Below are 15,598 nucleotides of genomic sequence, written 5' to 3' on the forward strand. Positions count from 1 at the left end.
TGCTGCCGTGTCCGGTCCGTTGAAAGACCGGACACTTCCTTTCCGTTCCGCGATGCTCTGTTTATGCTTTATTTTTCATAAGTGATCTCATTGGTTTTCGGGTTGAAGTTGATCGTTTTGGAAATCGGAATGATCTTCCCGTCGACGGCCTGTGTAATGAACATACTCGTCAGTCCGTAATGGTTATCCGGCGCGAAGGTGACGCCCGAATACATGGATCCCTTCCAGTTATCGAATGTATGCATAGCGTCGAAAAATTTATCGTAAGTGATGTCCGGTCCGGTTCGCTTCAGTCCTTCTACCATGACTTGCGCTGCGGACCATCCCCACTGGGCGAATCCATGGTAGGAGGAGCCCGTGAAGTCCTTCGAGAAACGCTCTACGTACAGCTTCATCCCCGGATCGTCCACGGCGTCCGGCATAGGAATGACCGCGGAGCTAATGGTCCCCGCCCAGACGTCGCTTCCTGCCAGTTTGAATAAATTAAGATCGTTCGCTCCAATGGAAGAAACAATAAAAGGAGTATCTTTTATCCCGTATTTATGCAGTTCTTTCTTGAAGTTGGCCACCGGGTTGGGCGGGCCGAACATGATGATGGCCTCAGGGTTGAGCTGCTTGATCTTTTGCGCTTGGGAGCTCATATCGGGATCGGATACGACAAAAGGAATTTCTCCTAAAATTTCAACACCGGGGTAATTTTTCACGGCCTCATGGCTGGCTTCCAAATTTTCTTTTCCGAAGTCGTCGTTTTGATACACGATCGCGATCCGTTTTTTAGCGAGCTTATTCACGGTGTAGTCCATAAACACTTTCGTTTCTACGCGATAATTGAGAAAGGAGGAGCCGAAGTAATTTTTAACCGGCGGGTCGACGAAGCGCTTGGCTCCCGTGCTGACCATGATGACGGGCGTGCCTTTTTCCGTAAGATAAGGCTGTGCGGCCGCATTGCACGGTGTGCATGCACTGCCCAGCAAGGCAAATACCTTATCTTCTTCTACGAGTCTTTTGACAAGCTGTACAGTTTTCGCCGGCTGATACCCGTCGTCATAAGCTATCAGCTTCAGCTTGCGGCCGTGTACGCCTCCTTGTTCGTTTGTATAGTTGAAGTAGGCCTGAATCCCTTGCCGGATCAAGTCATAGACAGCGGAAACACCGCTCTGGGGCGCTAGATGACCGACAAGAATCTCTTTCTCCGAGACCCCTTGGGCCAGCTGTGCCGTTCCTCCGCTTTGCGGGCCGCCGCTCTTGGAGCTGCCGCCTGCGGGACTTCCCCCCGAACAAGCGGTTAACGTCAGCACCGCTGCCAGACCGACAGCCAAAAGCTTGGATAATGTATTCTTTTTCATCTCAGAACCTCCATTTTAATGAAATTCCCCGCTCGCTTGCCTGCCAGTTCCTCTAGTCATCAAGTCAGTCGTTCCACCTTTAAGAAATAATTGAAAGCGCTATCAAATTGGTTAACGTCACCCCCATTCCTCTAGAAGCCCCTTTTATCAAAGCAAGTTCTTCTAATACTAATTATTAAGCAAGTAGCATGCCAACAAAAATGACCGGGATTTTTTTATTCACAACAGAATTGTTCTCATTTTAAACATATTCTGTTAAATATATGAACATACAAACGGTTATTGTTTAAATTGTGAATAGGATTCGGCTTTGTCAATAAAGTGAACAGCCAAGAAAAAAAACAGTGACCTCTCCGTGGCATGTACCGGGAAGAGATCACCGCACCATGTCATACCGTCTGCCGAACAGTTAGACCCCCCTAGCCGTCCAGCATGAGGATATCGTCGCCTTCCTGAAGCAATTTCCATAAGGTTGTTCTGCTGATTCCTAATTTTTTGGCTAATTGAGTCTTGGTATACTCCCTTCTCTCCAGCAGCTGCTTCACTAAGCTTCGCTGCATGTCGTCCATTGTCCCAATGGTTACCGCAAGCGTATGGGAATCGGCCGGGTCAGGCTGGTCAACCTTCGGAGGATCAGCCTGTCGGACCTCGTTTCTGCCGAATTCATCCTGTAAGTTTTGGATCAGAACCGTGGACAATTCGTCCGAATTGTCCGCCATAACCATGCACCGTTCTACGATATTCTCCATCTGCCGCAGGTTTCCCGGCCAGTTGTAAGCGCACAATTGGCGAATCAGGTCTTCCCGCAGAGGCGCAACGCGCTTGCCGTATTTGAGGGCATATTTTTTCAACATGAAATTGACCAGATCCGGAATGTCCTCAATCCTGTCCCTCAACGGTGGGATAGGCAAGACTAGCACCTCCAGACGGTAATACAGGTCAGACCTGAACTTCTCTTTCTCAATCAGCTCATGGATATCGTCATTAACGGCCGCAATGACCCGTACATCTATCGGAATGTTACGTTCCCCCCCGATCCGGCGAATCTCCCGCTCCTGGATCACCCGCAGCAGCTTATCCTGAAGATCCATGGAAACTTTACCGATCTCATCCAGGAAGATAGTTCCACCGTGCGCCAGCTCGAATAAACCGGGCTTGGCCTGCTTTTGCGCGCCTGTGAACATGCCCGGCTCATATCCGAACAATTCGCTTTCAAGCAATTGATCGTTTAGCGCGGCGCAATTGACGGCGACGAAAGGTCCGTTTTTCCTCTCGGGATGTGCATTGTGAAGACTTTGCGCCATCAGTTCCTTGCCGGTGCCGCTTTCGCCGATGATTAAAGCGTTGCAATCGACATGAGCATATTTTTTCGCTTTTTGGATGAGCCGGTTCATCGGCACACTGGTATATAAGATGTCGTCAAACGTATATTTCGCCACTAGCCCCTTGGAGTACAGCTTGCGCCTGATGCGCTGCTCCGATTCTTGAATTTGAGTCGCATCCCGGAAGGTGACGACGATTCCTTTGTTCTCGCCGGTGACCATGTAGGACGCCCGATTCACCAAAAGCGTGATGCCGGATATTTCTTGAATTTCCTCCAGACTGTTCACCGGCCCGCCGAACAGCTTGCCGAACCTCGCGGATTCATGGATCTCGGTCAACTTCCTGTACAACACCTCGGAAGCCTGAACGCCAAAAAACTGCGCGGCCTTCGGATTAAACACCACAATCTGTTCATGCTCGTCGATGGCTATAATTCCTTCATGAGACAAATCGATGACGGTTTGGATAAATTCAGAGACCTGCTTTTCCTTCGCCCTTGTATGCAAAATATCGCAAACCCTGGCTAACACCTGCTGGATCGTCGATAGACCGGGAATCACGTTGATATGGCCGATTCCCCGTTCCGCACACATTTGCTTGCCGCGCAATCCTCCGCCGATCATAATCTCCATGCCGTCATATTTAGCCCGGTCCACTTGATAGGCAAAGTCAAGCGAATTCTCAAAAAAATAATAAGAAACCTCCATGCCGATAATTTGGATGAGATGGTCCAATTTATATCTCATTTCCTCTTCCTTGGACCAGAGCAAACCTGTCCGTTTCCCAGTTTTCTTGGCTTCATGCAGCACACAGATGACATCGAACTCCGTCGACTCCGCCCTTAACAGCTTCACGGCGGGAAATTCCTTTTCCAACAGGTTGGCCGTGGCCCCTCTGCTCACCAGAATGGCATCTCCGTCCCGATGAACGAACGGTCGGACCATCTCCACCGCTTCGTCCAGCGCCGTTTCCACAATCGTCATTTCCAATTTCAGTTCTTTAGCCACTTTATGGGCCATGACCGTCATTTCATGATAGGGCGAAGTAAAAATTACCGTAGACAAACTCGATCCCTCCTTCAAGCGTAAAAGAAGAGCCGGTAACAGCCTCCCATGGAAGGAAGAAAACGGCTCTTCTTATGGATGACGGCGGCTGCCCGATGCCAACCCTGCAACCGCTCAATACTTTTTCCGCTGGGCGGTCGACAATATGTTCAAGTCCTCCCGATACTTCGTGACGGTTCGTCGCGAAATCGTGAGCCCTTCCTTTTGCAAATACTCGGCAATTTTTTGATCCGACAGCGGGGCCAACTTATTTTCTTGTCGGATGATTTCGCGAATCCGTTCTTTCATCTGTACCGCGGATACGGATTCCCCGTCCGACTGCTTAATGGAGGAGGTAAAGAAATGCTTCAATTCATACAATCCCCATGGCGTCATGACATACTTGTTGTTGACCGAGCGGCTAACCGTCGATTCATGGATGTCCAGCATATCGGCGACTTGCTTCATGGATATGGACTGAATAAATGACGGACCTTTCCTGCAAAATTCGGATTGCCTTTCAAAAATAACGCCGGCTACTCTCAAGAGCGTCATTTTTCTTTGATCGATACATTGCATCACCCATTTGGCGGCTTGCCATCTTTTCTTCAGGTAACCGGATACTTCCTTCGAATCGTTTTGTTTCATCATGTCGAGATAGTAGGTATTTAATGAAAGTTGGGGAAGGGATTGTTCTTCGATGAATAGCTGTATCGTATGTCCGGTATTCTTCAGAACAAGATCCGGAATGATATAATGAGGATTTTCATTACTGAATATCGAGCCTGGCTTTGGGTTGAGCTTGCTTATCCGGTCGATCCTTTGCTGAATGTCGGCAGCATCCGTCGCGTATTTTTTAGCCAACTGCTGGATCTTGCCTTTGGCGATGCTCATCAGATCATACCGGACCAAATCGCGAATTAACGTATCCGTATCCCCCAGCTGGTCTAATTGAATAAGCAGGCATTCCTCCAGCGAAGAAGCAGCCAGACCATAGGGCTCCAGGCTTTGTATAATTTGCACCGCATGGTTTACCTGTTCGATCGAAACGCCCAGACGCTCGACGATCCATTCCTTTTGTTGAAGCAAGTATCCCCTCTCATCCAGACTGCCGATGACAAGCGTACATAACTCGAAGGTTACTTTGTCGAGGTTCAAATATTTCACTTGTTCCAGAAGAGCCGACTCCAGGGTGCTCTCAGTCTTGTGATTCCTATTTAACCACCATTCATTCGGGGAGAGGCTTCTATATTTCATAGATGGGCCGAACTTTGCTTTATAGGGATCGGCGTTTATTTCGATAAAAGGATTATCGGCCGTGTGCTCCCTTATATACTCGCTCAAGTCAAGCGAGGACATGTGCAAAATTTCCATCGATTGCCGCAGCTGCGGCGTGATCGACAGCTTCTGGTGCTGCGCGGACGTCAACGCTAGTTCCATCTTCCCGCCTCCTCTGTTAGCGCTTTCTTTTTTGCTAATTATAATATAACGACCCTTGGAATTGGAAGCATTAATTATTCCGGAGGGTTGTTTTCTCAAAATAGCTGTCAAAATCGAAGTGAAAGCAGGGGTGTCTTTGCACCCCTGCTTTTCAGGCGATTCGCATACTATGGCGTGTTAAGGATATGACGCACTTGCCGATCGCTCGGGCGCATATTTCCGGCAAAGGTTTTTCAAATTACTGCCATTAAACTCCTGTTTGATCTTCTGGTAGATACAATGCGTTTTTAGGCGTTAAGCGCCCTCATATTATCCCTCAATGTTCCGTTTTCAACATATTCCGTCCTGGCCAACCCGCGTTTTTGTAAAATCGGCACAACCAACTCCACAAACTCTTCCACCGAACCGGGCAAATAGGCTGGACTTAAGAGAAAGCCGTCTCCCCCCACTTCATTCATTGTCTCTTCCATCCAATCGGCAACTTGCTCTCTAGCCAAAGGGTTGTTTCTTGCAGAAACGGTCCTTTTTGGCGACCGGCCCCAAGTCCTGGACAATTTTTTGACATTGGATTTACAAAACAACATCAGGATCGGGCGATGCCAAATAACACCTTCCCGTCCTGAAGCCGTGAAGACACCTCTCCCCGCGATTCAAGGTAAGTCAAACGGGCGAGCGACGACTGAATTTCCATCATGAATCGGGCGTTGTCATCCTGGTTGTTATATACGATTCGGCTCACTTCTCCCGCGGTCATTTCCTCTTCTCCGAGAATATCGATGATTTGGCGCATGCGAACATGATGACCGTCCCGGATCTCCGATACCCGCTGCTTCAAATCGGAAATTAGCCCCCCATGGCCAGGAAGGACAAGCTCTGCCGAAATCTTCTCTATCTGTTCCAAGGATCGGAAATAATCTTCAAGCGGATTTCCCCCGTCATCGGACCAAAGCGTGATCACGGGCGAAATATCGCCGAGCACATGGTCACCTGCAAGCAGGCGGCCGTTCTCGCGATCGTAAAAGCAATAATGATCGAATGCATGTCCAGGTGTCCATAACGCTTCATACATGCCGTCGCCAAGGCGGATTTCCTCTCCGTTCTCGAAGAGTCCGTCAGGTTCCATAAACCCGGCGCTCGCTTGCTTCAGCATTCGCTTGTACGGCACGGCAGGTCCGCCATGCTTCAGTAAAAACCGATACGGCTCATTCTCGCCGTCCGCATAGGCCAGCCATAGCTCATAGGCCTTGCGCATCGTCTCGTACCCGATCCGCGACATGATAACAGGAACCCCCAGGCGCTTCTGAAACCAGCCTGCCAATCCGATATGATCGGGATGCGTGTGCGTAAGCACGACCTTGTCGATCGTCAGTCCGTTCGCGAGCACGTTCTCCCATTGCTGGATCGCCGATTCGGAATGAATTCCCGTATCGACCAGGGTGTACCCGCTTTCCCCCTTCAGGAGATAACAATTGACGTCCCCGCCTTGCGGGAATGCAATGACCACTTTATCGATATGACTTGCTACTGGAATTAGCATGAACTTCCCTCGTCCCTTCCGTCTCTTCCCCGAAAATCATTCTCTGTCTATTCTATCCTCCTCGTTCCGAATAAACAATCATCATCTCTTCGAGCTTTGTTGGTTTGAAAATCCGTTACAGGATATTTATGCATATTCTGGGACATTTCCGTTCATATTAACTTCGATGAAGGAACACATTCCAACGGTGGTTTGAAGGGAAGCGTTTAAACAATGGATAACGTTGTATTGGCCCGCGCTCTGTTCGGCACTTCAATGGCATTTCATATTATTTTTGCGACGCTCGGGGTTGGAATCCCCATCATGGTCTTATTCGCGGAGCTGATGTACCATATCCGGAAAGATAAATATTATGCCATTCTGGCAAAGCGCTGGACCAAAGGCTTTGCTATCATCCTGGGGGTGGCGATTCCATCGGGCACGATCGTCGGGGTCATGCTGTCCTTGCTGTTTCCCGGCTTTATGGCCATCGTGGGCCAGGTGATCGCCGTGCCTTTTCAGGTGGAAATCTGGGCTTTCCTGCTTGAAGCTTTATTCATGTCGATCTATGTGTACGCCGCGGATAGACTCTCGCCGCTGCTTCGCATCGTCAGCGTCTTTTTCGTTGCCTTGGGAGCCAGTGCGTCCGCCGTCCTCATCACAGACGCCCATGCCTGGATGAATACGCCGCGGGGATTCGATCTCGTGAACGGCGTAGTCTCGAACGTGGACCCGATCGCGGCGATCTTCAGCCCGAGCCTCTATACGACGGCGCTGCATGTCCTATCTTCCGCCTATATGACGGGAGCGTTCGTCATCGTGTCGTTGGCCGCTTATAAGCTGTTGAAACGGGGGAGATCGGCGGAAGAGCGCGAATACCATTCCCGGAGCCTGCTGCTCGGGCTGGTCGTGGGCGGGGCGCTCTCGTTGTTCACGGCGTTGAACGGGCACGCCACCGCGCAAATGCTGCACCATTACCAGCCGGAGAAGCTGGCCGCCGCGGAGGGACTGTTCGAAACGACGGACCATGCGCCGCTCGCTATATTTGGGGTGGCCGACCCGGAATCGGGAGAAGTGAAGGGCGGCATCGAAATTCCGGGGGCGCTCAGCTTCCTGGCGGGCAACAGCTTCGATACGGTCGTGAAGGGATTGAACGAATACCCCGAAGAGCTGTGGCCGCCGCTTTATATTCATACGCTGTTCAATATTATGGTCGTGATCGGCATGGTGCTCATCGGCTTGTCCTTCGGCGCCCTGGTTTGGCGTTACGTGCTGAAGCGGACGCTGCCCCGATGGGGGCTGTGGCTTCTCGCAAGCTCGGGCGCGCTATCTCTTATCGGCATCGAAACGGGCTGGATCTTCAGCTGCACCGGCCGCCAGCCGTGGACGATTTACCACATGCAGCTCACGAAGGATGCCGCCACCAAAACGGGCAACCTGGGACTGCTGTTCGCGCTATTTGTAGGCATTTACGTGATTCTGCTGTTTCTGACCGCTTTCGTCCTGCTCTACTACTTCAAGCGCCATCCGGCCTCCAAAGAGCTGAACCCGCAGATGCCGGTGCTGGACGATGAGGGGGTACGGACTCATGTCTGAACCGACACTCGCGATTATGCTCGTCTGGCTGCTGTTATTCGTATACTCCATTCTGGGCTCCATCGATTTCGGGGCTGGCTTCTGGGGGATGGTATTCGGCCGCAGCGACGCGACGAATGCGGGGGCGCTGGCGAACCGATTCTTGTCGCCGACCTGGGAAGTAACCAATACGTTTCTCGTTCTGGTGGTGGTCGCGCTGGTCGGTTTTTTCCCGAAGGCCGTCGCCATGCTGGGAACCGCCCTGCTGCTGCCGGTGAGCTTGGTTCTGATCCTGCTGTTGATCCGAAGCAGCTTTATGGTATACGCTTATTCCTCCAAAAGATACGGCAAAGAGCTTAACGTCGTCTCCGGCGTGACCGGTCTTCTTATCCCCGGATTGCTTGTAGCCGTACTGCCGATTTCGCTAGGCGGCTTCATCGACATCGTGGATGGCGTGCCTTCGCTGCATTTCGGCCAGCTGCTGGCTTCCCGGACGCTTTGGACCCACCTGGGCTTCGGCTTGTCCACCGAGCTCTACCTGGCCGCGTTGTTTCTGGCCGATTACTCCAACGAATCGGGAGACAACGGGGCTTACAGGCTGTACCGCAAAGCAGCGATTTGGCTCGGTCCCTTCACGCTGTTTTTTGCGGTCATCACCACCTTTGGCATGGTGCCGGAGGCGTACTGGATCGTGGAAGCCATCGAACGCAACAGCCTGTGGTTCATCTTCTCGATTCTCGCATTCGTCTTTGGATACACGGCTTTGCTGTGGGGCCGGCCGGATGGCGGGCCGGGTGTGCCGCGAGTCGCGTTCACGGCGATTATCGTCCAGTACGCCTTCGCCAGCATCGGCTACGGCCTCTCGCATCTTCCGTACATCATCTATCCGTACTTGACGGTGGAGGAAGGGTTCACCAATCCCAGCACATTCCGGGCTCTGCTTGTCGCCTATGTCATCGGACTGCTCATTCTCGGCCCGGCTTTCTACCTGTTTTGGAAACTGTTTTTGAAGGACAAGCGTTATTTGCGCCAAGAATAGCCGGACAACCGCTTATAACGATGACGGCTATAACCGGGCCGAAGCTCACTTCGGCCCGTCTTCACCGCCATCTGCATAAGCTATTTTTTCAAGCTTCCGCAGATCGTCGGGCGTGTCGATATCCATCCCCCATTGCTCATTAGCGAATGGAACGACGTGCAGCAGGGAACGATGTTTGATCAGGATGGATTTTCCGCCTTCATCGCCCCGGATATGTTCCAGCTCGGCAAACAAATCGGCATCGAACAAAACGGGGTGTCGGGGACGTCCTTGATACTCGGGTCGTACAATACGAATCCCCTCATGGCGATGAAGATTATAATGCCGTACGATCTCGTTGATGACGACAGGAGCTACGAGAGGCTGGTCCGCCAAAAATACGATCGCGGCATCGGCACGCCCCTTTACCGCCTGCAGGCCGGCTTGAAGCGAAGAAGCCATGCCCGATTGATAATCTTTGTTCTCGATGCCTTCGATGTCCGCGCAGTCCGCGACATGCCGAAGCAGCTCCTCCATGCGGCTGCCTCCGACTATCACTACGGGCTGCAAACCGGCCTGGATAGCCGCATCCACACTGTAACGAAAAAGAGGCTTCCCCAAAAAAGGCAGCAGCAATTTGGGCTGTCCCATTCGCCTTGACATCCCCGCCGCTAAAATAACCGCTACGATCGCGCCCATATCCGGTATGGTTTCACTCCTTACTCGCGTTACCTTCGATTCCTGATTTGGAGCAGCTCGGCCATGACGCTTACACTGATCTCTTCAGGTCCTTCGGCGCCGATGCGCAGTCCTACCGGAGCATGAACCCAGTCCGGCATTGCATCGGGCAAGAATAGACGTTCTGTCCTTCGTCTAGGCCCGAGTACCCCTACATAATAGGGGGGCGATGAAAGCAGATGACGTAAAATATGCCGATCCCGCTGAAAGCTGTGCGTCATGATGAGCACATAGCTTTTCCCCGGTATCGGATTCGTTTGCAAATAAGCTTCCGGATGTTCGGGTATGCATCGATCCGCCGCCGGAAATACCGTCTTGTTGCAGCGGCTGCTTCTGGGATCAATGAGGGTAACATAGAAATCCAGGCTGGAGGCCAGCCGGACAATCGGTTCTACATCGGGCCCTGCTCCGAATAGATAGAGCTGCTCCCGGGGCTCATACAATTCGAACAAGAGATCGGCTTCGGCATGGGCTGGCTTAACGACCTGCAGCTTTTGCCCGCTTTGCAAAAACCTCTTGAGTCCGGGGATGATTCTCCGCCTCGTTTCTTGATCCGCGTCCCCAAGTACCGTGCCGTTGTCCGCATAAAAGAGCGGTACGCTTTGGCCGTTATCTTCGCCTATTATTTTTGCACTTGCGACCTTGTTACCCGAATCCAGCAGCGATTCCACTTGAGGCCATACCGGTTCATCCTGAAAGCGCGGCCTGGCTTCCCATTCGCAAGGCTCCACATACACCTGAATACTCCCATTGCAGCCCGCTCCCTGCCCCCAGGATAAATCATCCTCGGCCTTTAAATGATAAATTAACGTCTGCGGCTGCCGGGTCTGAAGCACCTCCCGGGCATGATAAGCCAAATCCTCTTCCAGACATCCGGCGCTAAGGGTCCCGTATAGACTGTCGTCTTCCCCGATCAGCATTTTAGCTCCCGCATGCCGGTAAGCCGAACCGTCCACATGAACGATCGTCGCCAGAGCAAATGTTTGTTCCTTTTTTTCTTTCATTTTTTTTAAAATCCGGTAAGCATCGTTCATGGTCACTCTACCTCCGGTTTTAATCCTGATACCGCTTCTCAAGCTCCGATAATTCCGGGAATCTCACTAGCGATTGCCGGTCTTCCCAGGACAGCATCGGAATACGCTCGCTTGTTCCGTCCATTAAGAGCAGCCTTGCCGCATCAAATGCGGCATGAAGGGCGGCACGCGGAATCGCATACCGATTCTACTTTAGCCCATAGGCTAACGCATGCGCCCCGGCCCGGCGGCCAAACACAAGCCCGCGCAGGACAGACGTGGCCCCGGGATACTTGCCGTAATAAAGACCTGTTATTTCACCGGCGGCATATAAACCCGGAATGGCATCGTTATCGCCCGTTAATACACGTCCATCCGTGTCCGTGAACAAGCCGCCGTAGGAGAACACATTGGAACAGATGACCGGGTAGGCGATAAACGGACCTTGATCGATCGGAATCGCCCAGTTCGATTTGGGCGGTGTAATCCCGCTGGTATGTTTACCGTCCTTCCGGTCCCAGTAAAAAGGTCCAGGCTGGATCGCTTCGTTGAAGGCCCGCACCGTTTCACCGAGATTTTCCGGCGGTACCCCGATTTTCCCGGCAAGCTCCTCAATCGTGTCCGCTTCGATGGGCGGTTGTTCGGTTTGCAGCGCCCGTTCGTAATTCGGAATGGCGAACATCTTTTGGTCGGACACCATATAAGCCATTCGGCCCGGCAAGTCATAGAAGATCGTTCGCGCAACCGATTCGTATTGCTCATCCACCGTGGAGATCCCTTCGTCCAGGAAACGCCTGCCGTTCCGGTCCACCAATATGGCATACGGGTATGTCATGACGGTAGCCTCTTCCCGCTTGCTTCGCGGGTCAACAGGCTCCGCATGGAAGGAATCCCACTGACCTGCCCCTTTGGCCCCTATGGCCATCGCCATCCGGATGCATTCCCCTTTGTTGGCCAGCCCGCCTTCCGCTATGGTCGGAATTTGATGGGCGTCTCTGCCGATATATTGCGCCATCATTTCGGGATTGCCCTGGAATCCGCCGGCTGCGAGAATGACGGTTCTCGTTCCGAGCCGGTACGAGGTTCCGCCCTTAACGCGGACCATAAGCCCTTCTATCGCGCCTTCATCGTCCAGCAGCAGCTGCCAGGCGGTCGTTTCATAAATCATTTGTACGCCAAGCGCTTCGGCACGCCGCAAGAGACAATCGATAATGGCGCGCCCCCCGCCGACGGGCAGTAAACGCGGTTTGGAAGAAGTGAGAAACATCGTCGGGAGGTGGTCAAAATCGACGCCTTTTTCATGCAGCCACTTGAGCGTTTCGCCAGCATGTTCAGCCAGAGTTTCGATGTATTTCTTATCCGAATAATAGCTTGAGAACGACAGCATATCCTCGACAAAGTTGTCTGCTGTCCGTTCCAGGCTCTCCATGCGCAGGAATGCTGCCGTCCAACGGGAGTTTCCGCCCCGATGGTGATAATCGGTCCGCTCCAGTATGGCAATGCGCGCGTTTTTTCCGGTTTGCTTGGCATGTTCCGCTGCAGACAGAGCGGCAGCCGCTCCTGCGACGCCGCAGCCGACAATCACAATATCGAAGTCAACCTGTTTTTCCATGACATGACCCTCCCTTGGTTTGACCGGAATGGAAGCTGCGCCTTATGTCAAGACGCCCCGGAAACGCAAATCGTCCATTTGTGCATCGCTCAATTGCAATAGCTGCCTGAACACATATTCGTTATCGGCGCCCAAACCGGGGGCTGGCCGTATATGTCCGCGCTGCATGCGCGAATCGATCCAGGGGAGCCCCCTGACCCATGTGCCGGTCTGGTCGCCTTGCGGAGTGAAATACCCCCGATCCAGGAGATGCGGATCCGCGACTAAGTCGTGAAAAGAGCTGCTCGCTGCAGCGGCAATTCCAATTTCCCTGAGACGCTCCGCCAGTTGATGACAATCCCAGGACCGGGTCCACCCCGCTATTGTGCGATCGATGAGCTCCGAATTTGCCAAACGTTCCGCGCCTGTGCGGTAAGACCGTGCCCACTCCGGGTTCCCCATCAAATCGGCCAATCGCTCCCACTCGTCATCATCATAGATAGCCAAAGCGATCCACCGGTCCTCGCCCGAGCAAGCGTAACAACCGTGCGGGGCGGCATGGGGCGAACCGTTGCCGACCACCGGGGGCGATTCGCCGGTCAAAGACACCTCAATCAGCGGCTCGACCAGCAGCGTCATAATCGACTCCAGCAGGGACAAGTCAATCAACGCTCCATGCCCGGACTGGTCGCGCCGCCTTAACGCAGCCAATATGGCGAGCACGCCCATAACGCCTGCAACATGATCCGTCAACGGCGGACGGACGCCCATCCCTTCGACGCTCAAGTCCGTTTCCTTGACCAATGACGTCCACCCGCTGTACGCTTGCAGCAGCGATCCGTACCCGAGAAGATCCCGCGCCTGGCCTTCCCGCCCTAAACCGGACATCGACAGCATGATGAGCCGCGGATTGATCGGACGGAGCCGTGCGTAATCAATACCCAGCTTCTCGGTAACCCCTGTCGAGAAATTCTCAACCACCACATCGCTCTTCCGAATCAGCTCTCTAACTAATTCCTGGCCCTCCGGCTCCTTAAGATTGAGGGTACAGCTAAGCTTGGAACCATTCAATGCAGGAAACCATCCGCTTCGCTTCCGATATTCCGGCCGGGTAGCTGACTCCACTTTAATGACCTCCGCCCCCATCAGGCCTAAATATTGCGTAGCAATCGGCCCTCCTACGACCCAAGTAAAATCGACCACACGGATACCTTTAAGCAGCATCGGGTTGCTTACCTCCCCTTCGATTGGAGCAATCTTGCCTTATGAAAGGAGTCGCCAATCAACGAGACCTACGTACTTTTCAACAAAAAAGGCAGCCCCGGCAAGACGACGGCAGGTCCGCTTGTTTCCGGATTCAAGGTGTGCCAAAACTTCCGAAAGTCAAGCTGCTCAATAGCAAAAGCTTCTTTAATCGTATTGACAGGGAAGCACGCCACCTTATTTTTCTGCAGCTCCTCGTGAACTTGCCGCTTCGTCATGTGACGGGTCTGTTCGCTCAAATAGGCCTGTAATTGAGACCAATGCTGCATCCTTGACGACGGGCTTGCAAATTCGGGCCTCGCAGCCCAACCGGGGCGACCCAGCCATTCCACAACCCGATCCCATTGGTGCTGTTCGCGGGGGGAACACATGACAAATCCGTCGGCGCATGGCATAATGCCTACCAAGCCTCCGGCAACCGGCGTACCTTCCGCCGCGTTCTCCACCTGCCTCGCAGCGGGCAGATGGCCCTCATTGTAGGCGGCTAATTCCTCGAATAATAAGGAAGCAACGGCCTCTTGCTCCGACAGGTCCATGAATGTCGATGGCTGGCCTCGCCCGGTTCCAAGCAGAGCGCCGATGGCCGCTACCGCGCCGATGAGCCCGGCGAATAATAGCGATTGTCCGGCCGGACCGCGTTTAGGCGGATTGTCCTCGGGAGAGCTGCTGGGAAAGGCCAGGTGATAAGCATATCCTCCAGCGTGACTGGCTATAAGATCTCCGCCGGGAGCATGGGCGTTCGGCCCTGTCAGCCCGAACGGCGTAATGGCGAGGACACTCGTGCCTCCGGCCAGCAATGCTGACGGCAGGTGTGCCATATCGGCAGCTTCATAACCTAGAATGCACAGCTCGGCTTCTTCGCTCCACCGTTTGATTTCTTCTTCGTCCGCCAGCCGCCCGCTTCCGGTGCGGACTGCCTTGTTTTGGTTCAGGTAGCGGTCGAACACTTCCCGTGTGCGCCTAGGTTGACTTTGGTTGTCGCGTTGCTCTGCGCGAGCCGTCCCGATGCTTGAGAGCATCGACACTTCCGCACCCAATTCGGCCAAAATTTTACCGCAATATCGCGCCGAATCGCTCTTTCCTACCTCCAGAATCCGTACGCCCTCTAATAACGGATACATATCCGACTAACCTCCCCTGCACCGCCGGTTCCATGCTGCGTACTCGGCGTTAACGAAAAATTTGAATGCGCCGGCTGATCATCAGCATCGCGCTGTCTTTCTCGGTTGTATAGGACGTTTCGGTTATTACAAACACAAGCGGACCGGACGATCCTTCCTTCTGGTAAATATCCCGGTACCGGCTTGTCGCCACAATCCGATCACCCGGGCGCGCAAAGGCATAAAACTCGACCTCGTTGCCCCCATTGATCAATCGCGTTAAAGGAATCGGGACGGGAGGCAGCCCCAGCCCTTCCCCGTGCGATTGACCCGCACCGTCATAGTCGGGGTCCGCATCGCTGAACACCAAGGGATCGGGCGTGCCGGGAAGTCGCCGGATCGCGTGCATAGGATAAAGCGGCGGGGCAACGACGCCGCCAAACTTCGTGGTGCTGGCATAGTCCTGATCCCAGTAGACGGGATCGTCGTCCATAATCCCCTGAGCCATTCGGCGAATTGCGCCTGTTTCCACAGGGTCCCAAGCGACAACCGGTTCCGATTCGCGTCCGATAAAGGAGCGAACCTCTGAAGTTATATAATTCATGCAACAGATCCTCCTTACGGTAATGATG

Annotated in this window: 13 protein-coding genes; 2 read left to right on the plus strand and 11 right to left on the minus strand. The window is 53.2% G+C overall.

What is annotated here, in order from left to right; translation table 11 throughout:
- Positions 1–68: 68 nt before the first annotated feature.
- The 5 genes from JMF85_RS21785 to JMF85_RS21805 all read right to left on the minus strand — a co-directional run bounded on the left by JMF85_RS21785 (position 69) and on the right by JMF85_RS21805 (position 6,689).
- Positions 69–1,346, minus strand: coding sequence for an ABC transporter substrate-binding protein (locus tag JMF85_RS21785; protein WP_201318882.1), 1,278 nt, complete (start codon positions 1,344–1,346; stop codon positions 69–71).
- A 419-nt stretch (positions 1,347–1,765) separates the two neighbouring features.
- The gene (locus JMF85_RS21790; protein ID WP_201318883.1) at positions 1,766–3,733 is read right to left on the minus strand and encodes a sigma 54-interacting transcriptional regulator; all 1,968 of its coding nucleotides are present in this window, start codon (positions 3,731–3,733) and stop codon (positions 1,766–1,768) included.
- A 114-nt stretch (positions 3,734–3,847) separates the two neighbouring features.
- A complete protein-coding gene (rpoN, locus tag JMF85_RS21795) occupies positions 3,848–5,152 on the minus strand; it encodes an RNA polymerase factor sigma-54 (protein WP_127606567.1) in 1,305 nt (434 codons plus the stop codon).
- Between the two features lie 287 nt (positions 5,153–5,439).
- Positions 5,440–5,649 (minus strand): hypothetical protein, encoded by a 210-nt coding sequence (locus JMF85_RS21800; protein ID WP_127606569.1) that lies wholly within the window; start codon positions 5,647–5,649, stop codon positions 5,440–5,442.
- Positions 5,650–5,735: 86 nt separating this feature from the next.
- Positions 5,736–6,689, minus strand: a complete 954-nt coding sequence (locus JMF85_RS21805) for an MBL fold metallo-hydrolase (RefSeq protein ID WP_127606571.1) — start codon at positions 6,687–6,689, stop codon at positions 5,736–5,738.
- Positions 6,690–6,902: 213 nt separating this feature from the next.
- On the opposite strand from JMF85_RS21805, the gene JMF85_RS21810 reads away from it, so the two are divergent.
- On the plus strand, positions 6,903–8,264 hold the full coding sequence (locus tag JMF85_RS21810; protein WP_201318884.1) for a cytochrome ubiquinol oxidase subunit I: 1,362 nt from the start codon (positions 6,903–6,905) through the stop codon (positions 8,262–8,264).
- A complete protein-coding gene (locus JMF85_RS21815; RefSeq protein ID WP_127606575.1) occupies positions 8,257–9,282 on the plus strand; it encodes a cytochrome d ubiquinol oxidase subunit II in 1,026 nt (341 codons plus the stop codon). The genes JMF85_RS21810 and JMF85_RS21815 overlap by 8 nt, the downstream gene beginning before the upstream one ends.
- A gap of 45 nt (positions 9,283–9,327) precedes the next feature.
- Here the strand turns inward: JMF85_RS21815 and JMF85_RS21820 are convergent, their stop codons facing one another.
- From JMF85_RS21820 to JMF85_RS21845, 6 genes are all read right to left on the minus strand, one after another.
- Positions 9,328–9,960, minus strand: a complete 633-nt coding sequence (locus JMF85_RS21820) for a nucleotidyltransferase family protein (RefSeq protein ID WP_141334552.1) — start codon at positions 9,958–9,960, stop codon at positions 9,328–9,330.
- A gap of 29 nt (positions 9,961–9,989) precedes the next feature.
- The gene (locus tag JMF85_RS21825; RefSeq protein WP_141334550.1) at positions 9,990–11,033 is read right to left on the minus strand and encodes an XdhC family protein; all 1,044 of its coding nucleotides are present in this window, start codon (positions 11,031–11,033) and stop codon (positions 9,990–9,992) included.
- Positions 11,034–11,220: 187 nt separating this feature from the next.
- Complete coding sequence (locus JMF85_RS21830; protein WP_201318885.1) at positions 11,221–12,624, minus strand: FAD-dependent oxidoreductase; 1,404 nt, start codon at positions 12,622–12,624, stop codon at positions 11,221–11,223.
- A 42-nt stretch (positions 12,625–12,666) separates the two neighbouring features.
- Positions 12,667–13,827 (minus strand): CaiB/BaiF CoA transferase family protein, encoded by a 1,161-nt coding sequence (locus JMF85_RS21835; RefSeq protein WP_054798887.1) that lies wholly within the window; start codon positions 13,825–13,827, stop codon positions 12,667–12,669.
- Positions 13,828–13,895: 68 nt separating this feature from the next.
- Positions 13,896–14,987 carry a CoA transferase gene (locus JMF85_RS21840; RefSeq protein ID WP_201318886.1) on the minus strand — a complete coding sequence of 364 codons (1,092 nt, stop codon included), beginning with the start codon at positions 14,985–14,987 and terminating at the stop codon, positions 13,896–13,898.
- 49 nt (positions 14,988–15,036) lie between these two features.
- Positions 15,037–15,570 carry an FAS1-like dehydratase domain-containing protein gene (locus JMF85_RS21845; protein WP_201318887.1) on the minus strand — a complete coding sequence of 178 codons (534 nt, stop codon included), beginning with the start codon at positions 15,568–15,570 and terminating at the stop codon, positions 15,037–15,039.
- Positions 15,571–15,598: the final 28 nt, after the last annotated feature.

The sequence above is a fragment of the Paenibacillus sp. EPM92 genome, assembly GCF_016586185.1.
In the GTDB taxonomy this organism is placed as follows: domain Bacteria; phylum Bacillota; class Bacilli; order Paenibacillales; family NBRC-103111; genus Paenibacillus_G; species Paenibacillus_G validus.